Below are 21,053 nucleotides of genomic sequence, written 5' to 3' on the forward strand. Positions count from 1 at the left end.
TTGTGGTTGATTATGCGCGGTAGGTATCGACAGCTCGCCAAGCAAGTGCTTCGCGACGATCCTCGGCGACATCAGGCAGCACGAAGACGTGGGCGACATCGCGCCACGGCTGCAGGCGGACAAAGTTGTCGTCGGTCCAGGTGTAGCTTTCACCGGTGATCTGGTCACGCACTTCAAAGACCTGGCCTGGGGTCAAGCCGACCTGGGCCATGTCAAGATGAAGTGTGGCGGCTTGTTCATTTGTAGGATCCAGGTTAATCACGACCAACACGGTGTTGCCAGTGAGCGGATCGACCTTGGAGTAGGCGAGCATGTGATCGTTGTCAATGCGGTGGAAGTGGATCGAGCGCAACTGCTGCAACGCTGGTTGCTCGCGACGGATCTTATTGAGCGTGGTCAAGAACGGTTCTAGGGAGTCACCGCGACGCAGTGCTGCCTCGAAATCCCGTGGGCGTAGCTCGTACTTTTCGGAGTCGAGGTATTCCTCGGATCCTTCCTTAACTGCCTGGGATTCGTAAAGTTCGTATCCCGAGTAGACGCCCCACAGCGGAGACATGGTGGCGGCCAGGACCGCACGGATGGCGAACATGGCTCGACCGCCGTGCTGCAAGGATGCGTGCAAGATGTCCGGGGTGTTGACGAACAAGTTCGGGCGGGACACGTCAGCCATGTCGGCAATTTCGGTGGCAAACTCCGTCAGCTCTTGCTTGGAGGTCTGCCAGGTGAAATACGTGTAGGACTGGGAGAAACCAGCCTTGGCCAGGCCATATAGGCGTGGGCGTCGGGTAAACGCCTCGGCTAAGAAAATCACTTCAGGATGCACCTGGTGCACTTCGTCGATGAGCCACGCCCAGAAGTTGGTGGGCTTGGTGTGCGGGTTGTCCACACGGAAGGTGGTTACCCCGCGCGAAATCCAGAACATGACCACGCGCTTGATCTCGGCGTAGATCCCGGTTGCGTCGTTATCGAAGTTCAGTGGGTAGATGTCCTGGTACTTCTTCGGTGGGTTTTCGGCGTAGGCGATGGTGCCGTCGGGAAGGACAGTGAACCACTCGGGGTGCTTGGCTGCCCATGGGTGGTCCGGGGCGCACTGCAAAGCGAGATCCAAGGCGACTTCCAGGCCCAACTCAGTTGCCCGCGCGATCAGTCGGTCAAAGTCGTGCAGCGTGCCGAGCGCTGGGTGAACAGCGTCGTGCCCACCGTCTTTGGAGCCAATCGCCCACGGCGAGCCGACGTCGGTGGCCTCTGGGGTGAGAGTGTTGTTGCGGCCTTTGCGGTTGATTTCGCCAATTGGGTGGATTGGCGGGAAGTACACCGTGTCAAAGCCCATGCGCGCGACGCGGTCCAAGGCCGCCATCGTAGTAGCAAACGTGCCGTGGATGGGCTCGCCGGCGGAGTTCCAGCCGCCCGTAGAACGCGGAAATAGCTCATACCAGGAGCTGACCAGCGCCTTACGGCGCTCCACCTTCACTACATGTTCTTCGCCTTCGGTTAGCAGTTCCTGGAGCGGATGCACGGCGAGCAGGGCGCTTACCTCCCGGCTGAATGCCGGCGCCACCATAGCTCGTGGATCGAAGCCGGTGCGCAAGCCGGAGGCGACCGAACGGAGCAGTTCGGCATTGGAGGCGTCGACAAGCCCGGCGGCACGCGTGAACAACTGGGCACCGATCTCGAGGTCATTGGCTAATTCCGCGATGGACTGCCCGGCTTCGATCTTCGCGGTGACGTTGTGCTTCCAGGTGGCAATCGGATCGCTCCAGACATCGACTCGGAAGGTCCAATCGCCGACTTCGTCTGGCACGAAGGTGGCGTTGACCTGGTCGGGGTCCAGCGGGGAGCGAGTCATGATGGTCGCCGTCGCCCCGGACGGGCCGGTGACGTTGAGGGTAGCGGAGATAGCATCATGGCCTTCTCGCCACGCCAGCGCGAACACTGGCACGACTTCCCCAACCACAGCTTTCGTAGCTACATTTCCGGAAATTGCGGGGCGAACATCATCCAAACCAAGGCGGGAAGTCACAATTACGCTCACTTTCAATGCGGTTATTGATACATTCGTCTTTTCCCACAGTAGGTGAGCCATGTCGATTCCACACGGCAACCGGATTGTGATCCATGATGGGGTAGTGAACGATTTCAACGCCGACGCAGTCATTGATTTTTCCGACGTCACCTTCATTCGCCAAGGTCGCACGCTCCTTGGTCCGGTGACCTGGCAAGTAGAGCTCGATGAACGCTGGGTGATTATCGGCCCGAACGGAGCAGGCAAAACCACCCTTATGCGGCTAGCCGCCGCCGAAGAATACCCAAGTGGGGGTGTGGCTCACCTCATGAGCGAGCGGGTGGGCAAGACCGACATGCGCGATCTACGGACCATGATCGGCGTGAGTTCCTCCGCAGTGGCAGCACGAATTCCGCAAGACGAAAAGGTGGAGGACCTTGTTGTCTCCGCAGCCTACGCCATCCTGGGGCGCTGGCGGGAAGAATACGATCAGCGGGACTTCGATCAAGCCATGGAGATCCTCGAACGCGTCGGCGCCCTGCACCTGACGGACCGCACCTGGGGCACTCTCTCTGAAGGCGAACGCAAGCGCGTCCTCATCGCCCGCGCGCTCATGACCAACCCGGAGCTATTGCTGCTCGACGAGCCCGGCGCGGGCCTTGACCTCGGTGGCCGCGAAGACTTGGTGGGCTACCTGGGCGAACTTGCTCTCGACCCTGACGCCCCGGCCATCGTGATGATTACCCACCATGTTGAAGAAATCCCTTATGGCTTCACCCACGCGCTGTTGCTGGACGAGGGCAGCATCGTCGCCCAGGGCCTTATCGACGACGTGCTGACCAGTGAAAACCTGAGCAAGACTTTCCACCAGCCCATCGAACTGAGCCGCATTGATGGCCGATTCTTTGCGCGTCGAATCGTGCGGACGCATTCCCGTCGGGCCTAGCTCTGGCAGATTTCACCTAGAGTTGAACTCATGATTACTGGAGTTAATGGCGCGCGGCTGGCCGCCACCGTTCTCCTCGTGCGAGATACCCCGCTGGGGCTGGAAGTGTACGTGCAGGAGCGGGTGTCGGAAATGCCCACGTTCCCCAATACGACGGTGTTTCCCGGCGGAGGTGTCGACGAAAGAGACCTCGGGGACTCCGCAGGTATTGACACTGCTCGGTGGTCCAAACAACTCGGCATGCCACCCGAGATCGCGCACGGCATCGTGATGGCCGCAGTTCGAGAGGTCTTTGAAGAAACAGGCGTGCTCCTGGCCCGAGACCGCGAGGGGCTAATGGTTGAGTGCACCCGTGCGTTCGACCAGGAACGTCAGGCCCTGGAATCAAAGGCCCTGTCCTTTTCGGAATTCCTCAAGCGCCACGAATTCACGCTGGCCCCGGAACTATTGCGTCCCTTTGCGCGCTGGGTTGGTCCTGAAGGCGCCGAGGTACAGTTCGATGCTTTTTCATTCGTGGCCCAACTACCACCTGGTCAGTCGTGCCAGGGAGACACTCGGGAGGCAAGCTCCACGGGGTGGTTTGCACCCTCGGTGTTGCTCGGCGGTTGGCGCACCGGGTTGTTGCGCTTGGTAGTGCCCACCTGGGCGCAGCTGAAGGTCTTGTCGATGTACTCCAGCGTGGCTGAGCTAAATAACCTGCTACAAGATCCAGACATGACCCCGATTATCGGTGACCCGCGGGACAACCCGTGGTTTAACGAGTACTTTTCCCACATTGACCACCCGGAGCGGTTTTGAGTTTCAGCGTTGCAGAGGTCCACTTCCTCCACAATCACCGTCAGGACATTGCCGAGGTGGGGGCGAACCTAAGCTTCCGGAAAGCCGACGCGATCAAAGACGCAGGTATAGTCCGCGCGGCGTTCGGCTCGATGGGGCGCGCGGTGATCGAATTGCTACAGGCCAGGCAGTCCGGCAAACTGCCGACCGACTGGTTGATGGACCACGACTCAGCGCAACAGGCCACCCCGCTGCCGGTGGTGGCCCGACGGGCGCAGCGGATTGAGCAATTTCGTCCCGGCGCGCTGGTCCACGATGTCACGTGCTCTATCGGAACGGAAGCCACCGGCTTTTCTCGGTATATAGGTTCGGATTTGGACAAGTCCCGGGTCCTCATGGCGCACTATAACGTCGGCGTGCCGGTTTGTGTTGCTGATGCATTGCAGTCGCCGGTGTCAGCGGATGTCGTCATTGCCGATCCGGCGCGCCGGGCAGGTGGGCGCCGGATCGTATCACCGGATCAGTTGTTGCCACCCTTGCCGAAGCTACTCGAGCTGCCAGGTGAACTGGCGGTGAAGTGTGCCCCCGGCTTGGACTTTAGCCAGTGGCACGGCCTGGTGAGTGTGGTGAGCGTGGCGGGTGGCGTGAAAGAGGCATGCTTATATACGCCGGGGTTGGCGGGGGCGGAGCGTCGAGAAGCAGTGGTGATCACTGACCGTGGGGTCGACGTGGTCACCGACCTGGAGCCGGGCGCGGAGCAGCTTGCCGACGTTGCCGGTCGCTATGTGATCGATCCGGATGGGGCGATCGTTCGGGCCGGTTTGGTTCGGCAATTCGCGGTCCGGGAAGGGCTGTGGATGCTGGATGAGCGGATCGCGTATCTGACTGGTGATCGGATCCCGGCGGGGTATTCTGGGTTCGAGATTGAAGAGATCGTGCCATTGAAGAAGCTGAAGGCTGCGTTGCAGGCTCGGGATTGTGGTTCGGTGGAGATATTGGTTCGTGGTGTGGATGCGGATCCGGATGAAGTGCGCAGAAAATTGAAGCTGCGTGGCCGACGGCCGATGGCTGCGGTGTTGACGCGGATCGGGAGTCAAGGCGTGGCTTTGGTGTGTCAGGCCAGGCAACATGCCAATGAAAGTTAGTGTGTCCTTAGTTGTCTATTCTTTTTAGTTGAGTCGGTTCACAAAATGTATGATGACTGCAACGAGTCGAACGGAAGGTAATTCAATGCCCGCAATTGTGGTCCTAGTAAAGCAGGTGCCGGACACCTGGTCTGAACGTACGCTGAATCCAGATTTCACACTGCATCGGGAAGGGGTAGACGAGGTCATTGATGAAATCAATGAGTTCGCCGTCGAACAAGCGTTGCGGATCCGGGAATCTGACCCGAACTACCAGGTGGTAGCACTCGCTGCCGGCCCAGAGCGCGCGCAGGAAGCCTTGCGCAAGGCGCTGGCAATGGGCGCAGATCAGGGAATTTTGTTGTCAGATCCGGCGCTGGCTGGATCTGATGTGCTGGGGACAGCGTGGGCGTTGCACAACGCGATTAACCTCGTCGAGGATGTTGCGCTGATCATCACCGGCGCGGCATCTTCGGATGGCTCGATGGGTGCCATTCCGGCAGTTCTTTCGGAATACCGACAAATCCCAGCGCTGACTCACCTCAGCCAGCTCGCAATCAACGGCAACCAAGTCACCGGCGTGCGCGTGGTAGCCGAAGGTAGCTACGAGCTGCAGGCCACACTCCCAGCGATTGCTTCGGTCGGGGAGAAGGCGGATAAACCGCGCTTCCCTAACTTCAAGGGCATCATGGCGGCGAAGAAGGCCGAGATCCGCCAGCTCAGCCTCGCTGACATCGGAGTAGCTGCCGAACAGGTGGGACTCAATCATGCCGCCACAGCGGTTACTGCTGCGCAGCCCCGACCAGAACGCGAGGGCGGCGAACTAGTTTACGCCGACGGTGCCCAAGCGATCGTCGATTTCCTGGTCACCGAGAAGTTCATTTAACCACCGCGCGGAAGAGAAGAAGGACAAATTATGACGTACATTCTCGTAGAACATGCCGGTGGCGTGCTGGAACCCGTCACCGCTGAAGTGATCACTGCGGCTCGTGTACTCGGTGAGGTTACCGCCGTGGTGGTAGCGCCAACCGAGCAGTCCGGGGTCTTCGACGCCGAGCTGGCGGCGCTGGGTGCAGCGACGATCATTCACGCCACCTATGAGCAGTCCCGGATCATCATCCCGGCTGCGGATGCGTTATCGATGTTGGCTGCGGGCGCTCCTGCTCCTATCGTGTTGGCCGCGAGTGCTACCAACAATGAGATTGCCGCCCGCCTCGCTGCGCGTTTGGCATCGGGCGTGCTCTGCAACGTGGTGGGGATCAACGAAGATCGCACCGCCACGATGAGCATTTTTGGCGACTCTATTGAGGTCAGCGCTGCTGTGGGTGGCGCTTCGCCGATCTACACGCTGCGCCCGGGATCGGTCGTCGCTACGCCGGCGCCGGCGGCCGGAGCCGTTAGTGAGTTGGCGTTGCCTGCAGCGGGTGCCATGGATGCGACCGTGGTTGGTTTTACCCCGGCGGTCAAGGGGGATCGTCCGGAATTGGCGCAGGCCAAGGTTGTCGTCTCTGGTGGTCGTGGAGTGGGTTCTGCCGAGGGCTTTACTACTCTAGTCGAGCCACTCGCGGATGCTTTGGGCGGCGCCGTCGGTGCGACGCGCGATGTGGTTGATGATGGCTTCTACGACGGTGCCTACCAAGTGGGCCAAACCGGTGTGACTGTGAGCCCCGATCTGTACATTGCGCTGGGTATTTCCGGCGCCATTCAACACACCTCCGGTATGCAGACCTCCCGGAAGATCATCGCGGTAAACAACGATGAAGACGCGGCGATCTTCAAGATTGCCGACCTCGGCGTCGTCGGTGATGTCAACGAGATCGTCCCGGCGGTCCTGGCGGAAATCGCCAAGCGCAAGTAAATGCTGTACCTCGATCACGCCGCCACCACGCCACTGCGCCCCGCCGCCCGCGAGGCGTGGCTGGAAGCCTCGGAACTACTGAACGCGGGCGGACAGTATGCGCTGGGCCGTCGTGCCCGCTCTGCATTGGACCAGGCGCGTGAAGACATCGCTGATTGCTTGGGCTGCGAACCCATCGAGGTAATCTTCACCGCTTCGGGCACCGAGGCAGATAACCTTGCGGTGCAAGGCTTATTTTTTGCCAGCTCGCACAACCGGATCCTAAGCTCGCCAATCGAACATCCGGCAGTAAAAGAAACCGTGTCTGCACTGGTAAAACACGGCGCCGAGGTAGAGTTCTTGCCGGTCTCCCACACCGGGCACGTCAGCGTGACAGCAGCTGTCGGGCAGCCGGCAGCTCTGGTGACCTGCATGTGGGCCAACAACGAAACCGGGGCGATTCAACCGATCGCCGAGCTTATCGACGCCGCCGGTGCGAACCCAGTGCATGTCGACGCAGTCCAAGCCGTCGGCCACATCCCAGTCGATTTTCACCAGGTCGGGGCCACGACCTTGGCCGCTAGCGCACACAAGTTTGGTGGGCCTCGTGGCGTGGGCTTGCTGCTGGCCCGACGGAGCCCGGCACTGACTCCGGTCCTGCATGGCGGGGGACAAGAACGCGGGATTCGCCCTGGCACGGTGGATGTGGCGGGCGCGGTTGCCACAGCGGTTGCGTTGAAGGAGGCGACGGCGGAGATGGCGGCCGAACGGCGTCGACTAGCAGCGCTGCGCGATCAGCTGTGGGACGTGGTGCGACAGCTCCCGGATGTCACCTTGCATACCCATGAACCAGCGCTGCCTGGGCACCTGAACTTCACCGTTTCGGGGGCAGAGGGAGACAGCCTGATCATGCTGCTGGATTCGTTGCAGATTGCGGCATCGACTGGCTCGGCGTGCTCGAACGGGGTGAACCGTGCGTCGGAAGTTTTGCTGGCCATGGGGGTAAAAGAGCAGCAAGCACGTGGCGCGCTGCGGTTTAGCCTGGGCCGCACTACTGAGTCGGTGGCACAGCTAACTTCAGTGTTGGCTGATGTCGTGGCGCGGGCTCGAATCGCCGGAATGGCATAAAGGCCACAGCGCGGGTGCTACTTTAAAAAGTGTTGCAATGTTTTAAGGGAATGCCCAAACGGCAGCGGCCCTCGCCACTGTATGTGCCTGGTCGGTAGGTTGTGTAGGCAAATGTGTTGCCTACTGGGATCAAGGTCCGACCGCCCGAGCCAGTAGTTCACTGTGATGATTATCTGTCATGGGAAGGACTGCAGGCGTTGGTGCGACATGTGTAAGTTACGCGTGTGCGCAGCACGGGTTATGGCATGAGCCAGGAGACCTATTGCAACGTATCCACTACTGTTTTCGCGGCCTGTGAGATGGCGGGCTGCTAGTTGGAAAGGTCAAGGTCACCTCGTGCATATCGCCGAAGGATTCCTGCCGGCCAGTCACGCGATTGGGTGGGGCATTGCTGCTGCTCCCTTCGTTGTGCACGGCGCTTGGGCAGTGAACAAACACATCAAAGAAAACCCCGAGACTAAATTGCTGCTTGGGGCAGCGGGAGCGTTTACTTTTGTGCTTTCCGCGCTCAAAATTCCGTCGGTTACCGGGTCGTGTTCGCACCCGACTGGTACTGGGCTGGGGGCGGTGCTGTTTCGGCCACCGGTGATGGCGTTCGTCGGCACGGTGGTGCTGCTCTTCCAGGCGCTGTTGCTCGCTCATGGCGGGCTGACCACCTTGGGGGCAAACGTTTTCTCCATGGGGATTGTTGGCCCGTGGATTGCCTATGCGTTGTGGCGGTTGCTGCGGGGGATGAACGCGAGCGAAAGCGTAGCGATCTTCTGCGCAGCCTTCTTCGGTGACCTCGCCACCTATGTCACCACCGCTATCCAGTTGGCAGTGGCGCACCATGCCACAGGATTTACTTCCTCCGCTGTGACGTTCTTGGCGCTCTATGCCCCGACCCAGATTCCGCTGGCCATCGTCGAAGGCATCGTGACGGTGCTGATCTTCGGTAGCCTCCGCAAGATAGCGACGTCGGAACTACGCATCCTTGGTTTTCACAAGCAGGTGGCAGCATGAAACGCACCCTCGCATTAATCGCGCTTGCCGTGGGGATAGCCATATTTCCGGTGTTCTTCCATTTCGGATCGCCGGACGAGGAGCTCTTTCAAGGCACCGACTCGGGTGCGGAAGCGGTCGTTGCCCAGCAGGCACCCGATTACGAACCGTGGGCGCAGCCACTGATTGGTGAGCTCGCGCCAGAGGTAGAATCCGGGATTTTCGCAGCGCAGGCAGCCCTGGGAGCTGGGGTATTGGGCTACGCGCTCGGAGTTTTCCGCGGTAGGAAGCAAGCAAGCGAACGCAGCGCGGCAGCGCACGGCGCTTCCACTTAGGATGAACCCTCTGGAAATTGCGGCGGCGGCCAGCCCGTGGGCTCGGGTAAACGTAGGCCAAAAGGCTTTCCTCATCCTGGGGCTATTGGTCTTGGCGGTAGCGCTTCCGCCGCTGCCCACCTTGCCGATCGTGGCCAGTGTGGTTGCGCTGCTGGCCGTCTTCGCTCGGGTGCCGTGGCGGTTATTTGGTGTGCTGGTCACCGCCCCGGCAGCCTTTGTTGCTTTGGGGTTGGGGCCGCTGATTTTCACGCTGTCCCCGACGGGGCTGCAGCTTATCGACGGCGGGCCGAGCCACGCCCTCAACGTGCTCGCGCGCTGCGCGGTGGCTAGTGCCGCCACGATTCTGTTCGCTCTGACGACCCCGATCGCGGAGATTCTCGGCTTCGCTTCGCGTCGCCACGTGCCGGAAACTCTGGTGCAATTGGTTGCGCTGATGTATCGATTGACGAGCACCTTGATTGTGACGGCTAGAAACCTGTGGCACACGCAGGCGGCCCGGCTCGGCCACTCCAATTGGCGACGCTGGCTGCGCTCTACCGCAGATCAGGCAGCCACTTTGTTCGTGTTATCCTTCTCCCGCGCGCGGGCCTTGGAGCAGGGGTTGGAGCTGCGCGCCGATCCAAACTCCATGCGAACACTGACCGCGGTCCGCCCGGTGGAGTGGAAAGTTGTTTTGGCTACCGGGGCGCTACACGCTCTCATCATCGCACTAGTTTGGTGGTATTCATGATCTCACTTCGTTCGGTGACCTTTCATCACGACTACCTCGACGACATCCTTACCGACGTCAACCTCGACATCAGCCCCGGCGAGCGCCTCGCGATCCTCGGACCCAACGGCTCAGGAAAATCCACCTTACTGCGCCTACTGGCCGGACAATGGCGGCCCACCAGCGGCACCGTGCTTATCGACGACCAGCCGATCAGCTACAACCGCCGGGGCAGAGACCACGTCCGTCGCCGGGTACAGCTTGTGCTGCAAGAACCAGACGATCAACTTTTCGCCACATCCGTACGCGCTGACGTGAGCTATGGGCCGGTCAACCTCGGGCTGGAGGCGCTGGAAGTGCAGCGGCGCGTCGATAAGGCCCTGGCTTCCTGCGGAATCACGGAGCTTGCTGAGCGCGTCCCGCACCAATTGTCCTATGGGCAGCGCAAACAGGTCGCACTAGCCGGGGCGCTGGCCATGCAGCCGGAGTTTTTGCTTCTCGACGAACCCACCGCAGGACTCGACCCGCAAGCAACCCGCACATTGCTGACATTGCTGGAGACCGTGCGCGGGGAGGGCACCACCGTGGTCTTGACCTCGCACGATGTCGATTTTGCTTATGCCTTCGCCGATCGGGTGGCGATAGTGTCTGATAAGAAGCTGACCACAGGCAGGAAATCGGAGATCCTCACTGATCGAGCGCTCGTGGAATCCAGCGGCCTAGTACTGCCCTGGGCACCCGCTGCGTCGCAGCTCGCAGGGGAGGAAGTTGGTTCGTCAGAGCGGTTGTGGGAATTTGTCGTCGAAAAGCAACATGAGGCATAGATTTTCCCGGTAGGCTAGGCGCTGCACAATTGTCACACGGGAGCATGGCCGAAACCATGCTGAGAGGACGCCACCTAGAAGGCGGGGCGTCGACCGTTTAACCTGTCCGGATAATGCCGGCGTAGGGAGGAATCATGAAACGTCAATCTGCCTTGCCTGAACCAGGTCACGTCACCACGGGACCGATCTACCGCAGCCACAAAATCTATCGCGAAGTGGAATTTGAAGGGCACACGTTAAAGATTCCTGCACGTCGCATCGACCTCACCAACGGTGAACACTTCGATGTTTACGACACTTCAGGAATCTACACGGAAGAAAACCCAGAAATCGACCTGCAGGGCGGCTTGAAACCAGTCCGCACGTGGGAGCCAGCACCGGCAGTTCCCGCATCCGAGGAACACCCGGAGCTGCGCGTGCAAACTCAGCTGGCCTGGGCCCGCGCCGGGATCATCACCCCAGAGATGGTGTTCTGTGCCGAGCGCGAGGGGTTCTCGCCGGAATTTGTCCGTGATGAAGTTGCCGCTGGGCGTGCCGTTATTTGCGCGAATCGCAACCACCCAGAAATTGAGCCGATGATTATCGGTAAAGCGTTCGCGGTCAAAATCAACGCAAACATGGGTAACTCCGCAGTGACCTCATCAATCGCGGAAGAAGTAGAAAAGATGGTGTGGGCAACTCGCTGGGGCGCGGACACCATCATGGATCTCTCCACAGGTAACGACATCCACGAGACCCGCGAGTGGATCCTGCGCAACTCCCCAGTCCCCGTGGGGACCGTGCCGATCTACCAGGCATTGGAAAAGGTCAAGGGCGACCCGACGCGCCTGACTTGGGAAATTTACCGCGATACCATCATCGAACAGTGCGAACAAGGCGTGGACTACATGACCGTCCACGCCGGCGTGCTGCTGCGCTACATCCCATTGGCAGCCAACCGCGTCACCGGCATCGTCTCCCGAGGTGGCTCCATCATGGCCGCCTGGTGCCTAAAGGAACACCGCGAGTCCTTCCTGTATGAAAACTTCGCTGAGCTCTGCGATATCCTGGCTTCTTACGACGTCACGTTCTCCCTGGGAGACGGCCTTCGTCCAGGCTCAATTGCCGACGCCAACGACGAAGCACAGCTGGCGGAGTTGCGGACGCTCGGCGAACTGACGCTCATCGCACGCTCCCGTGGCGCGCAAGTCATGATCGAAGGCCCTGGCCACGTGCCGATGCATAAGATCGCTGTCAATGTGGAATGGGAAGAAGATTGGTGCCACGGCGCCCCGTTCTACACGCTGGGACCACTGGCCACGGACATCGCGCCGGGCTACGACCACATCACCTCGGCTATCGGCGCGGCCATCATCGGCCAGGCTGGCACCGCGATGCTGTGCTACGTCACTCCGAAAGAACACCTGGGATTGCCGAACCGCGACGATGTGAAGACCGGCGTGATTACCTACAAGATTGCAGCTCATGCTGCAGATCTGGGTAAGGGGCACCCTCGCGCCCAGGAACGCGACGACGCACTGTCCAAGGCCCGCTTCGAGTTCCGGTGGCATGACCAGTTCGCCTTGGCCCTGGACCCAGACACCGCCCTGGAGTTCCACGACGAAACCCTGCCAGCCGAGCCTGCGAAGACCGCGCACTTCTGCTCGATGTGCGGGCCAAAGTTCTGCTCCATGCGCATTTCGCAAGACGTGCGCGACTACGCCGCCGAACACGGGCTTACCTCCGTGGAAGCTATCGAAGCTGGCATGAAAGAGAAGTCAGCCGAGTTCGCCGCCGGTGGCGGGCGCGTCTACTTGCCGATTGCGGAGCAGAAGTAGCTTAGCTGCTGCTTGGTTGTGGTTTATTGGGCTGGGCGGTGTTGGGCTGGGGCCAGAGGGCGAGCGTGGCCAGCACCCCAGCACTAGCGGCGATAGCCCACCACAGCGGCACCGGCACAGTGGTTAGCCAATCGATGTTTCCCGAGCACAGGAACCAGGCCACCGCGATGGTCACCGCAGCGTAGGCGGCTTTTGAGCTTGCACTCCGCCTGCTGCTTGCACTCCGCCTGCGCTGGCGGACAATCTCAAGGGTTACGCAGGTGGCGGCGAGTAGGGGCAGTATCCAGGAAATTAGGGTTGCCATGTCAATAGGTCCTTTCCGAGTTGATTGACTGACGCGGTTGTGTCGGTGACTACGAAGGCTGCTTTCTGCTGGTCAGGGGTAAATACCAGCATTGTGCTGTATCCACCTGTCCCGCCGTTGTGCCAGATTGAGTCGTCGTCATGCCGCCAGGCGAATTCGGGGACGCCGTGGTCGTGAACATGAGCGACGAACTTGGCCATATCCGCCGGGGTCGATCGGATTGCCCCAGCTGGAGCGTAGCCATCCATCTCCCACTTGGCTGCTGCCCGCCCCCGGCTGTTTAATCCGTGCGATGCCGTCGGGTGCTGCGCGGTAGTGCCCGGCTTAGCGACGTACGTGTCGCGCATGTTCAGTGGCGTCAAGATATCCTCCTGCACCATATCCTCCCAACTGCGGCCTGACTTTTTCGCAAGGAGTTGCCCCAAGAAAGCCACCCCTAAGTTTGAGTAGGTCCTGGTGCCCTGGTTCTTGAGCTTCGCTTCGAGTGCCAGGTTGATGACGTCGTCTCGGCTGACTTTGGCGTAAGGGTTGCGCTCGACTACGAGGGCGAGTGGGTCCAGGCCAGGATTGCGGGGGAGACCGGCGGTATGATTGGCCAGCTCGGCGAGCGTCGCCTCACCAATGGCCGCTCCGTGGGGATCGATAATGTCCTTCACTTTGGTATCTAAAGTGACCTCACCTCGCTCAACTGCTTGGCGCAGCAACTCGGCGGTGAAGGTTTTGGTCACCGAGCCAATCTCAACTTCTGTGTTCTCGTCGGCGCCAAGGCCAGCGAAAGAGGTCTGCTCTGGGGTGTAGACAAACCCTGCCACTTCGTGTGCGCCTTTAGGAGCGTTGGACTTTATCGCGGTGGCTAGCTCCGCGTTTCCGGTGGGGCGGGACGAAAGACGGACAAGCTGGGGGCCAGCAAATAATAGGGTTGAAAAAACAACTAAACCGATGAGTATTGCACTAGCTTTCTTCATAGTTAGTCCTTTGTTCGCGTTGAATTAGTGCGGTTCGCCTGCTGCGATGATGGTGAGGAGAGGAACAACCCGGGCCGGCGGAATGCTGAAAGCGCCGCCACTCTTCTCGACCCACCCGGCCGATTGCAGTGCGCTCAGATGGTGATAGGTCGTGCCGGTGGAGGACAACCCGGCGTCGACAAGCTCGGAAACGGTGGCCGGATGCTGGAGAAGGGCGCGCAAAATCTGATGTCGGAGCGGGTGGGCGAGCGCCGCGACCCTCGTGAGAGAGTCTTCGAACGAGTCACTGAGGAGATGTTCGGCGGGGCGCACCCATTCGTAGCGGTAGGTGCGGTCTTGCAGTTTGATTGCGCCGGAAAACTGGATGGTTCCGGGGGTGGTGGGGTTGGTTTCGGTTGCTTCGGTTGCTTCGGTTGCTGCGGTTGCTTCGAGTTTGCGGACCCGATCCTCGAGTTCCGCAAGCCACTGTGCGATGTCTTTCTCCATATTTCTAAAACTACAGAATTTTGGAGATGTTGTGGTGCGTGTGCGGTGTTATCTCTCGCACAAATGTTCATTTGTAACAGTTTTCTCATTGGTTTCAACTTTTCTGTTAGCACTTGCGTTCTAATTTTGTTTCGCTAAGATTGAGGTAGGAAGCCAAGGAGGTGGAGTCATGATCAGGCAAGCAAAACAGGCGCTCCGTCAGGCGCTTATCGACGGCCCCTGCTTCGATGACTTCGCTGACCTTGTTGAAATCAAAGAGTTAATTGGCCGTCTCGAGACTGAGATGGCACGTGATCGTGAGCGGTTTGAACTGGAAGAATCGGGCGCTTCAGCCGGTACTGCGCGCAAGATCATTCGTCGGACGAATAATCGTTGGGATGAAGGCGTACTGGTCGAACAGCAGGATGCGATCCTGGCTGCGCTAGAGAAGTTGTCGTCTAGTTCGCCACGGCGGGAGGAGATCTACGCCGAAGCGGCCACTGCTGCGCTGGAATCGTCGGTGAAGCAAACGCACGAGTTTGCCAAGAAGCTAGTGCGGGAAGAAAACGAACGTCTGGCAAAAGACCCTTTTGAAGCCGAGCGACAGCGTCGATTCCAACTTCGTTCCCAGGACGAGCACGGTGGCTGCGCATTTTCTGGCTATGCGCCGGCAGCTACCGCTGCATTGCTGAAGTCACTCATGGATCGTGCCTTCCGCTCCGACAATGAAGAAGTCGGGGAGAACAGGACCATCGCGCAACGAAATTTTGATGCGTTTGCACTCATGTTGGAATGGGCATCGAGCCAGCGCATTTCCCGCACGGGACATGCCAGCTTGGTTATTTCCGTGACAGAACATGACAAGTTCAACTGGCGGGGGAAGTTCTCCACCAATGTGGGAATCGATCTTAATCTCTACGATCTCGCTAAGCTTAGCGGTGACTCCATCATTGACTACATCGTCGTCCACGACCACAATGGAGCCGTCAAAGAACTCTCCACCGCAGAGCGGTCCGCCAATTTTCTCCAGCGCATCGCGCTGATGGCCCGAGACCTGGTCTGCCAACATCCGGGCTGTTCCGAGCCGGCAAGCAGGTGCGATGCCCACCATGTAGTTCCCTGGTCGAGGGGAGGCCCGACCTCTATAGGAAACCTGAGTTTGCTGTGCCCCAAGCATCATCGAAGAAACGATGATAGTTTTGTGGAACAACACGTCGAATTGTTCAACGGGATTCCTTATTGGCTGAACAAGCATCTCCTGCCGAAACGAAATAACTCTCCGGCAGCCAAGCGTGCAGGCGGACGTCGTGTCAACGGCGAAACGTAAGCACGCCCAGCGTCGATGCCAAAAAAGTTTTCCACCACCTAAGAACGTAAACCAGCTGGTCAGCGGGCCAGTTTGGGGTGTGCGCGTACGTAATCTTTAGAAAATTTGTAGATGTGACGAGCGCAACTATATCAATCAAGTTAATATTTCCTTGGGGGACGTGCTGGGGCTCAAACTTCAACGGTCCGGGGGGACCGCCGAAGTTTGTGGCCCGGTACGAGATGGCCCCGTTCGGCAAACCAGGGGGTGGTAACCGAACGGGGCCACGACGAAGGGAATTTTCTCCACCGCCCCAGACTTGTACAATCCGAAAGGCACCTACAAGAATCAGGGGAGAATCCATGCGAGTACTCGCAGCCATGAGCGGTGGCGTCGATAGCGCCGTTGCCGCAGCCCGCGCAGTCGAAGCTGGCCACGAAGTAGTCGGCGTTCACCTAGCCCTATCCCGGGATCCCCAAACCGTCCGCGAATCCTCCCGTGGCTGCTGCTCCCTCGAAGACTCCGCCGACGCCCGCCGCGTCTGCGACAAACTCGGCATCCCCTTCTACGTATGGGATTTCTCCGACCGCTTCAAAGAAGACGTCATCGACGACTTCATCCACTCCTACGAAGCCGGTGAAACCCCCAACCCCTGCCTACGCTGCAACGAAAAAATCAAATTCCGGGCCCTGCTCGAACGAGCCCGCGCACTCGGCTTCGACGCCGTCGCCACCGGCCACTACGCCAAAATCATCGACGGCCATCTCCGTCGCGGCGACGACCCGCAAAAAGACCAGTCCTACGTCCTCGGCGTCCTCACCCGGGACGAACTAGACCACTGCATCTTCCCAGTCGGCGACACCCCAAAGCCACAAATCCGCGAAGAAGCCGCCCGCCACGGCTTCTCCGTCGCCAAAAAACCAGACTCCTACGACATCTGCTTCATCCCCGACGGCAATACCCAAGCCTTCCTCGGCAAACACATCGGCCTACGCCCAGGCCTGGTGAAAGACCAAGACGGCAACGTACTCAAAGAACACCAAGGCGTCCACGAGTACACCATCGGCCAGCGCAAGGGCCTAGATCTACGTAACCCGGCTGCCGACGGCCGACCCCGCTACGTCACCGACATCAACGCCGCCTCCGGCGAAGTTACCGTCGGCCCACGCGAAGCGCTCTCCGTGAATGTCATCGAAGCTGATCGGTTGAAGGTGCTGCACCCCTCGATGCACGGACAGCTAGAATGCCAGGTCCAAGTCCGCGCCCACGGCGAGGTCGTGCCATGCACCGCGCTTATCGACGCCGACCGCATGACCCTCCAGCTGAAAGAACCACTCCAAGGCGTCGCCCGCGGCCAAGCTGCAGTGCTTTACCTACCCGACGCGGACGGTGACATCGTCCTCGGCTCCGGAACCATCTGCGGGACCGAGTAATGCACTACGCGCTAGGCCCGATGCCCGGCACCTCGATGCACGAGGCCGCCGAAGTCATCGACGGCGAATGCTCGATTCACACTGTTCCGCTCCTGCCTGAGCGTGGGCTCGGATCGGACCTGATCGGCCGGACCGCCGGGCTGCTGCCGTTTCATGTGGAGGCCGGACCCCGGGCCTGGCAGCTCGTCCAGCGCCCGCAACTGCTCACCCGTCGCGTGTGGGACCGCCTCGAAGAAGATCTAGACATCTGCGAAGAGATGTGGGGCAGCTGCGAGACCGTAAAAGTACAGGTCGCAGGCCCGTGGACGCTTGCCGCTGCCATCGAACTGAATGGTCACCGCGCCATTACGGACCGAGGCGCAGTACGGGACATCTTTGCAGGCCTCCAACACGGCGTCGAGGAACACATCGCGGACCTAAAGCGTCGCTTCGGCGGGGAAGTACTTGTACAGGTGGACGAACCCCTCCTCGGCGCCGTCATGCGTGGCGAACTCCCCGGCACGCACAAATGGGAAGAAATTCCCGCCATCCCCGAACCCGAGCTGTACACCGGCGACATCTTGCACGTCGCCGAGCCGATCTTTGCAGCGCCCCACATATTCCTCAACCGCGACCTGATCCGCGGCAACGCAATACTCGACCAATTTGGCTCCTTCGTCGGCAACGGCGGCCGCGTCGGCCTCGGCATCAAGCCCGCGCTTATCGACGAACTAGGCGAGAATCCCCGCGCCTGCGCCATCGACCTGGCGAAATTGTGGGATGAGCTGGGCTTGGCGCGGGAATCGTTGGCGCAGGTGGATGTGTACCCGGTGGGCGTCGAGAAGCCTGCGGAAGCTTTGCGCTTCGCGCGTGTGGTGGGCGAGATGCTGGAACGCGACGCGGGGGATCTATAGGCGATTTGCCAGATCAGCAAAAATGCTGTGGTAAATACGACTGAGAAAATAACATCTTCTTTGAAAGTGTTTTCAAAAGAGGAGGTTTGTTGTGAATAAGCTGATTCACATCGCCGCAGTCGGCATTGGGGCGACCGCGGTGATGGATCTCGCTGGGGAAATCATTAAGCGCAATACGGGAATACCTCCCTTAAACCTTGCGATGGTCGGACGCTGGGTAGGACGCATGGGGCACGGAAAGTTCGCGCATGAGCACATCGGGAAGGCGGAGCCAATCCCAAATGAGGATCGTATTGGACTGGTGACACACTATGCCATCGGTATTGGACTCGTTCCATTCGTGCTGGGTATTCAACGCGACTGGCTCGAGCGGCCGACCATCCTGCCAGCACTTGCGGTGGGATTGGGATCTTTGCGTTGCTCCGTGGTTTTGGATGCAGCCAGCGTTCGGGTTCGGCGTAATGGGCTCAAATCTTCCGGAACCTGACTCTGCACGTTTCCGTACCGTCCGGGCTCACTTCTTTTATGGCTTAGGAATTGTCCTCACTGGCAAGGCGATGCATATGAATCCGTTCGCCCGCAGGGCTCAATAGGCTGATGATTTCGACCGGCGCGGAACCTGTGCTGCCGAACCAATGGAGTCTGGAAGTATCGAACTCCGCTGCTTCGCCTGGGCGAGGAGGTAAGTCTCGCAGTCCAGAAGCAGTCGGAGAGTGCCGGATAGGACGTACAGCCATTCTCGGCCTTCGTGCGTAACTAATTTCGGCTCGTTTCGGGAGGCAGGAAGCACCATCTTGAAAGCTTGTTGCGGAGCGGGATATCTAGTGAGTGGAATGACCGTGGAATCGCTTCGCCGTTGCGGTTGTGCATGAATGCGTGGGTCTCCAGTTTCGGGGAGCCCGAGGTCGTGCAGTGAGACTTTGTAGAGGCGGGCCAAAGGAACCAAATAGTCAAGGTGGGGTGAGCGCTGCCCGGTCTCGAGCCTCGATAATGTTGACACTGAAATTCCGGTGACAGCACTCACTTCAGCCAAACTGAGACTGCGTGCCGTTCGGAGACTGCGCAGGGCTACGCCTATGTTCTTCATGGTGGCCAATATAAACAAAAAACTCACCGCCCAAAGCTGGGAGGTGAGTTTTCACGAAATAGCTACTTAGCAGCCTCGATCTGGACTGCCTGCGCGACACCCATGATGGTGCCAGCGATCTTGACAGCTTCCCAGACCTGCTCCTTGGTGAGCCCCTCCGCGCGCACGGTCTTGTCGTGCGCGATGGTGCAGTGCTCACAGCCGTTGATGGCAGAAACAGCGATGGAGTACAGCTCGAAGTCGGCCTTCTCGATGCCAGGGTTGGAGATGATGTTCATGCGCAGGCCGAACTTGACCTGGGCGTAGTCGTCGCCAAGCCAGCCCTTCGCACGGTAGGCAACGTTGTTCATCGCCATGACGGTGGCAGCGCCCAGAGCAGCGTTGATAGCTTCCTCGGAAAGATGAGACTTTGCCTCGTCCATGATTTCGGAGAAGACGGTCTCGTTGCGGGTGGCCGCAGCGGAAGCGACCAAGGTGCCCCAGAGCTGCTGCTCGGAAAGCTCGGTGGAGCGAGCCAAGGAGCTCAAGTTGAGCTTCATGTCCTTGGCGTACTCAGGCAGGGAGGACTTCAGGTTATCGATAGACATATATTTTCTCCTTCGGGTATAAAAGTGCCCCGCCGACAAGCAGCGGGGCGGGATAAGCGACTTACTTCAGTGCTTCCTGAACCTCAGCGAACTTGTCGATGTTCTTGGTTGGGTCGTTCTTCTGCCAGTTGCAAGCGCAGACCTCTTCAGACTGCAGTGCGTCGAGCACACGCAGGACCTCGTCGACGTTGCGGCCGACAGCGTCAGGGGTGACGGAAACGAATTGGATGATGCCGTCTGGGTCAACGATGTACGTAGCGCGATCTGCAACCCCGTCAGCATTCTCGACGCCGAGTTCCTTGATGAGCTCGTGCTTGATGTCGGAGAACAGTGGGAAAGGAACAGTCTTGAGCTCAGGGTGGGTTGCACGCCAGTTGAAGTGAGCGAACTCGTTGTCAATGGAGCCACCGAGCACCTGGGTGTCGCGGTCCTGGAACTCTTCATCCAGCTTGCCAAAGGCGGCGATTTCGGTTGGGCAGACGAAGGTGAAGTCCTTCGGGTAGAAGAAGACGACCTTCCACTTGCCCTGGTACTTATCCAGGGACACCTCTTCGAAGTAGTCCTCTGGCTGGGAAGCGTTAACCTCGTGCAGGTCGCCACCCTTGAGTGCGGTGAGGTTGAACTCTGGGAACTTGTCGCCGATGGTAAGCAGTGCCATGAAAGGCCTCCTTGGAATTGAGTTTGGATAACTTCGCGTCCTATTATGCATCCGTTCCCAAAACCCGGCAAGAAGTTTTACTTTTGGGTGTATTGCACTCTGATAAGCAAAGTTAATTATAGGTTATGAGCTGCGGGTTTGATGCGCTATCGGGAATGCAGCCTACCCCTGCATAGGCCAGGAAAAATTCACTGAACTGGTGTCGCTGCCTTTGCCCTCCAAATACTTCTTGAAGCTCAGCTGCGCTTTGTAGTACCCAACCGTCTGGTATTCCATCAGATCCGAGCCGGACATGGTGGTGAGATCAGGGAAGTTCTTGGTTTGACGCCACGCAATGCGGGCCGCCGCCAGCGCATCGGACGTTGCTTCGTGGGCGTTATCGATGCGCACCTGGTACTCCTGGCAAAGGTCGGTTAGCGTGCGCTTGCCCTTGCGGTAAGGATCTTTCAACCGGTCGATCACATATGGGTCATATACCGCGCCAGTCACCACAAACTCAGGTGCAAGCTGGCGCAACACCGTCAAGTCATAGGCAGCATTAAACACAATGAGCGTGCGGCCATTATCCCAGGCGTCGTAAATAGCGCTGATGGTTTCATTGAGCACTTCATCGTGCGGGCGGCCTTCAGCCCGGGCTTTTTCGGTGGAGATGCCGTGGACAGCGGTAGCCCCTTCGGGGATTTCCACTCCGGGGTCGGCGAGGGTTTCCGCGGCTCGGACATCCCGGCCATTAATGGTAACCAGCGCGCTGGTAACAATACGGGCTTGTTTGGGGTCAGGGGAGGTGGTCTCTAAGTCGAAAGACAACACGTTGAGTGGGTTAAAAGGCTCCATGGTTTAAGACCTTAGAACACCTGGGGACCCGTGGCACTAGA

The 21,053-nt window shown here is 59.3% G+C and carries 24 protein-coding genes and 2 riboswitches; of the genes, 16 read left to right on the forward strand and 8 right to left on the reverse strand.

Going from position 1 to position 21,053, the window contains the following annotated elements; all coding sequences use genetic code 11:
* Positions 1 to 10: 10 nt before the first annotated feature.
* Entirely contained in the window at positions 11 to 2,020 is a 2,010-nt protein-coding gene (locus tag CEPID_RS04975; protein ID WP_047241366.1) for an alpha-1,4-glucan--maltose-1-phosphate maltosyltransferase, read from the reverse strand.
* A gap of 61 nt (positions 2,021 to 2,081) precedes the next feature.
* Here CEPID_RS04975 and CEPID_RS04980 point away from each other — a divergent pair, with 61 nt between their 5' ends.
* The 11 genes from CEPID_RS04980 to thiC all read left to right on the forward strand — a co-directional run bounded on the left by CEPID_RS04980 (position 2,082) and on the right by thiC (position 12,480).
* Positions 2,082 to 2,948 carry an ABC transporter ATP-binding protein gene (locus CEPID_RS04980; protein WP_047240018.1) on the forward strand — a complete coding sequence of 289 codons (867 nt, stop codon included), beginning with the start codon at positions 2,082 to 2,084 and terminating at the stop codon, positions 2,946 to 2,948.
* A 30-nt stretch (positions 2,949 to 2,978) separates the two neighbouring features.
* On the forward strand, positions 2,979 to 3,746 hold the full coding sequence (locus tag CEPID_RS04985; protein ID WP_047240019.1) for an NUDIX hydrolase: 768 nt from the start codon (positions 2,979 to 2,981) through the stop codon (positions 3,744 to 3,746).
* Entirely contained in the window at positions 3,743 to 4,870 is a 1,128-nt protein-coding gene (locus CEPID_RS04990) for a THUMP-like domain-containing protein (RefSeq protein ID WP_047240020.1), read from the forward strand. Before CEPID_RS04985 ends, CEPID_RS04990 begins: the two co-directional genes overlap by 4 nt.
* A gap of 85 nt (positions 4,871 to 4,955) precedes the next feature.
* Positions 4,956 to 5,735, forward strand: a complete 780-nt coding sequence (locus CEPID_RS04995; protein WP_047240021.1) for an electron transfer flavoprotein subunit beta/FixA family protein — start codon at positions 4,956 to 4,958, stop codon at positions 5,733 to 5,735.
* Positions 5,736 to 5,765: 30 nt separating this feature from the next.
* Complete coding sequence (locus CEPID_RS05000; protein ID WP_047240022.1) at positions 5,766 to 6,707, forward strand: electron transfer flavoprotein subunit alpha/FixB family protein; 942 nt, start codon at positions 5,766 to 5,768, stop codon at positions 6,705 to 6,707.
* On the forward strand, positions 6,708 to 7,814 hold the full coding sequence (locus CEPID_RS05005) for a cysteine desulfurase family protein (protein ID WP_047240023.1): 1,107 nt from the start codon (positions 6,708 to 6,710) through the stop codon (positions 7,812 to 7,814). It abuts the gene before it with no gap.
* An 18-nt stretch (positions 7,815 to 7,832) separates the two neighbouring features.
* Positions 7,833 to 8,095: riboswitch (cobalamin riboswitch) on the forward strand.
* 55 nt (positions 8,096 to 8,150) lie between these two features.
* Positions 8,151 to 8,816 carry an energy-coupling factor ABC transporter permease gene (locus tag CEPID_RS05010; RefSeq protein WP_047240024.1) on the forward strand — a complete coding sequence of 222 codons (666 nt, stop codon included), beginning with the start codon at positions 8,151 to 8,153 and terminating at the stop codon, positions 8,814 to 8,816.
* Positions 8,813 to 9,130, forward strand: coding sequence for an energy-coupling factor ABC transporter substrate-binding protein (locus tag CEPID_RS05015; RefSeq protein ID WP_047240025.1), 318 nt, complete (start codon positions 8,813 to 8,815; stop codon positions 9,128 to 9,130). The genes CEPID_RS05010 and CEPID_RS05015 overlap by 4 nt, the downstream gene beginning before the upstream one ends.
* Before the next feature lies 1 nt (position 9,131).
* On the forward strand, positions 9,132 to 9,860 hold the full coding sequence (cbiQ, locus tag CEPID_RS05020) for a cobalt ECF transporter T component CbiQ (RefSeq protein ID WP_047240026.1): 729 nt from the start codon (positions 9,132 to 9,134) through the stop codon (positions 9,858 to 9,860).
* Positions 9,857 to 10,663 (forward strand): energy-coupling factor ABC transporter ATP-binding protein, encoded by an 807-nt coding sequence (locus CEPID_RS05025; RefSeq protein ID WP_047240027.1) that lies wholly within the window; start codon positions 9,857 to 9,859, stop codon positions 10,661 to 10,663. The genes cbiQ and CEPID_RS05025 overlap by 4 nt, the downstream gene beginning before the upstream one ends.
* Positions 10,664 to 10,689: 26 nt before the next feature.
* A riboswitch (TPP riboswitch) is annotated at positions 10,690 to 10,808 on the forward strand.
* The gene (gene thiC, locus CEPID_RS05030; protein ID WP_047240028.1) at positions 10,798 to 12,480 is read left to right on the forward strand and encodes a phosphomethylpyrimidine synthase ThiC; all 1,683 of its coding nucleotides are present in this window, start codon (positions 10,798 to 10,800) and stop codon (positions 12,478 to 12,480) included. Its footprint overlaps the riboswitch before it by 11 nt.
* 1 nt (position 12,481) lies before the next feature.
* On the opposite strand, the gene CEPID_RS05035 is transcribed toward thiC, so the two are convergent.
* The 3 genes from CEPID_RS05035 to CEPID_RS05045 are packed head-to-tail and all read right to left on the reverse strand — an operon-like array spanning position 12,482 to position 14,235.
* Positions 12,482 to 12,784: a hypothetical protein gene (locus CEPID_RS05035; RefSeq protein WP_047240029.1), complete on the reverse strand. Its 303-nt coding sequence runs from the start codon at positions 12,782 to 12,784 to the stop codon at positions 12,482 to 12,484.
* On the reverse strand, positions 12,772 to 13,749 hold the full coding sequence (locus CEPID_RS05040; protein ID WP_047240030.1) for a serine hydrolase domain-containing protein: 978 nt from the start codon (positions 13,747 to 13,749) through the stop codon (positions 12,772 to 12,774). The genes CEPID_RS05035 and CEPID_RS05040 overlap by 13 nt, the downstream gene beginning before the upstream one ends.
* A 24-nt stretch (positions 13,750 to 13,773) precedes the next feature.
* A complete protein-coding gene (locus CEPID_RS05045; protein WP_047240031.1) occupies positions 13,774 to 14,235 on the reverse strand; it encodes an ArsR/SmtB family transcription factor in 462 nt (153 codons plus the stop codon).
* A 169-nt stretch (positions 14,236 to 14,404) separates the two neighbouring features.
* Here CEPID_RS05045 and CEPID_RS05050 point away from each other — a divergent pair, with 169 nt between their 5' ends.
* The 5 genes from CEPID_RS05050 to CEPID_RS13730 all read left to right on the forward strand — a co-directional run bounded on the left by CEPID_RS05050 (position 14,405) and on the right by CEPID_RS13730 (position 18,439).
* Positions 14,405 to 15,541, forward strand: a complete 1,137-nt coding sequence (locus tag CEPID_RS05050) for an HNH endonuclease signature motif containing protein (protein ID WP_047240032.1) — start codon at positions 14,405 to 14,407, stop codon at positions 15,539 to 15,541.
* Between the two features lie 341 nt (positions 15,542 to 15,882).
* Positions 15,883 to 16,953 (forward strand): tRNA 2-thiouridine(34) synthase MnmA, encoded by a 1,071-nt coding sequence (mnmA, locus tag CEPID_RS05055; RefSeq protein ID WP_047240033.1) that lies wholly within the window; start codon positions 15,883 to 15,885, stop codon positions 16,951 to 16,953.
* Entirely contained in the window at positions 16,953 to 17,846 is an 894-nt protein-coding gene (locus CEPID_RS05060) for a uroporphyrinogen decarboxylase/cobalamine-independent methonine synthase family protein (RefSeq protein WP_047240034.1), read from the forward strand. Before mnmA ends, CEPID_RS05060 begins: the two co-directional genes overlap by 1 nt.
* A 91-nt stretch (positions 17,847 to 17,937) precedes the next feature.
* Complete coding sequence (locus CEPID_RS05065; protein WP_052843387.1) at positions 17,938 to 18,333, forward strand: DUF2938 family protein; 396 nt, start codon at positions 17,938 to 17,940, stop codon at positions 18,331 to 18,333.
* Positions 18,308 to 18,439 carry a hypothetical protein gene (locus tag CEPID_RS13730; protein ID WP_407921608.1) on the forward strand — a complete coding sequence of 44 codons (132 nt, stop codon included), beginning with the start codon at positions 18,308 to 18,310 and terminating at the stop codon, positions 18,437 to 18,439. Before CEPID_RS05065 ends, CEPID_RS13730 begins: the two co-directional genes overlap by 26 nt.
* On the opposite strand, the gene CEPID_RS12890 is transcribed toward CEPID_RS13730, so the two are convergent.
* The 4 genes from CEPID_RS12890 to CEPID_RS05080 form a co-directional block, all read right to left on the reverse strand.
* Positions 18,433 to 18,933, reverse strand: a complete 501-nt coding sequence (locus CEPID_RS12890; protein ID WP_330217768.1) for a helix-turn-helix domain-containing protein — start codon at positions 18,931 to 18,933, stop codon at positions 18,433 to 18,435. The genes CEPID_RS13730 and CEPID_RS12890 overlap by 7 nt on opposite strands.
* A 62-nt stretch (positions 18,934 to 18,995) precedes the next feature.
* Positions 18,996 to 19,520 carry a carboxymuconolactone decarboxylase family protein gene (locus CEPID_RS05070; RefSeq protein ID WP_047240035.1) on the reverse strand — a complete coding sequence of 175 codons (525 nt, stop codon included), beginning with the start codon at positions 19,518 to 19,520 and terminating at the stop codon, positions 18,996 to 18,998.
* 61 nt (positions 19,521 to 19,581) lie between these two features.
* Entirely contained in the window at positions 19,582 to 20,178 is a 597-nt protein-coding gene (locus tag CEPID_RS05075; protein ID WP_047240036.1) for a peroxiredoxin, read from the reverse strand.
* Positions 20,179 to 20,340: 162 nt separating this feature from the next.
* Entirely contained in the window at positions 20,341 to 21,012 is a 672-nt protein-coding gene (locus CEPID_RS05080) for a 3'-5' exonuclease (protein ID WP_047240037.1), read from the reverse strand.
* Between the last annotated feature and the right edge of the window lie 41 nt (positions 21,013 to 21,053).

The organism is Corynebacterium epidermidicanis (assembly GCF_001021025.1).
In the GTDB taxonomy this organism is placed as follows: domain Bacteria; phylum Actinomycetota; class Actinomycetes; order Mycobacteriales; family Mycobacteriaceae; genus Corynebacterium; species Corynebacterium epidermidicanis.

What these genes read in the sequence shown, in the direction of transcription:
- CEPID_RS04980 (WP_047240018.1), top strand. Translation starts at nt 2,082, where the DNA reads ATGTCGATTCCACACGGCAACCGGATTGTGATCCATGATGGGGTAGTG.
- CEPID_RS04985 (WP_047240019.1), top strand. Translation starts at nt 2,979, where the DNA reads ATGATTACTGGAGTTAATGGCGCGCGGCTGGCCGCCACCGTTCTCCTC.
- CEPID_RS04995 (WP_047240021.1), top strand. Translation starts at nt 4,956, where the DNA reads ATGCCCGCAATTGTGGTCCTAGTAAAGCAGGTGCCGGACACCTGGTCT.
- CEPID_RS05000 (WP_047240022.1), top strand. Translation starts at nt 5,766, where the DNA reads ATGACGTACATTCTCGTAGAACATGCCGGTGGCGTGCTGGAACCCGTC.
- CEPID_RS05005 (WP_047240023.1), top strand. Translation starts at nt 6,708, where the DNA reads ATGCTGTACCTCGATCACGCCGCCACCACGCCACTGCGCCCCGCCGCC.
- CEPID_RS05015 (WP_047240025.1), top strand. Translation starts at nt 8,813, where the DNA reads ATGAAACGCACCCTCGCATTAATCGCGCTTGCCGTGGGGATAGCCATA.
- cbiQ (WP_047240026.1), top strand. Translation starts at nt 9,132, where the DNA reads ATGAACCCTCTGGAAATTGCGGCGGCGGCCAGCCCGTGGGCTCGGGTA.
- CEPID_RS05025 (WP_047240027.1), top strand. Translation starts at nt 9,857, where the DNA reads ATGATCTCACTTCGTTCGGTGACCTTTCATCACGACTACCTCGACGAC.
- thiC (WP_047240028.1), top strand. Translation starts at nt 10,798, where the DNA reads ATGAAACGTCAATCTGCCTTGCCTGAACCAGGTCACGTCACCACGGGA.
- CEPID_RS05035 (WP_047240029.1), bottom strand. Translation starts at nt 12,784, where the DNA reads ATGGCAACCCTAATTTCCTGGATACTGCCCCTACTCGCCGCCACCTGC.
- CEPID_RS05040 (WP_047240030.1), bottom strand. Translation starts at nt 13,749, where the DNA reads ATGAAGAAAGCTAGTGCAATACTCATCGGTTTAGTTGTTTTTTCAACC.
- CEPID_RS05045 (WP_047240031.1), bottom strand. Translation starts at nt 14,235, where the DNA reads ATGGAGAAAGACATCGCACAGTGGCTTGCGGAACTCGAGGATCGGGTC.
- CEPID_RS05050 (WP_047240032.1), top strand. Translation starts at nt 14,405, where the DNA reads ATGATCAGGCAAGCAAAACAGGCGCTCCGTCAGGCGCTTATCGACGGC.
- mnmA (WP_047240033.1), top strand. Translation starts at nt 15,883, where the DNA reads ATGCGAGTACTCGCAGCCATGAGCGGTGGCGTCGATAGCGCCGTTGCC.
- CEPID_RS05060 (WP_047240034.1), top strand. Translation starts at nt 16,953, where the DNA reads ATGCACTACGCGCTAGGCCCGATGCCCGGCACCTCGATGCACGAGGCC.
- CEPID_RS13730 (WP_407921608.1), top strand. Translation starts at nt 18,308, where the DNA reads ATGGGCTCAAATCTTCCGGAACCTGACTCTGCACGTTTCCGTACCGTC.
- CEPID_RS12890 (WP_330217768.1), bottom strand. Translation starts at nt 18,933, where the DNA reads ATGAAGAACATAGGCGTAGCCCTGCGCAGTCTCCGAACGGCACGCAGT.
- CEPID_RS05070 (WP_047240035.1), bottom strand. Translation starts at nt 19,520, where the DNA reads ATGTCTATCGATAACCTGAAGTCCTCCCTGCCTGAGTACGCCAAGGAC.
- CEPID_RS05075 (WP_047240036.1), bottom strand. Translation starts at nt 20,178, where the DNA reads ATGGCACTGCTTACCATCGGCGACAAGTTCCCAGAGTTCAACCTCACC.
- CEPID_RS05080 (WP_047240037.1), bottom strand. Translation starts at nt 21,012, where the DNA reads ATGGAGCCTTTTAACCCACTCAACGTGTTGTCTTTCGACTTAGAGACC.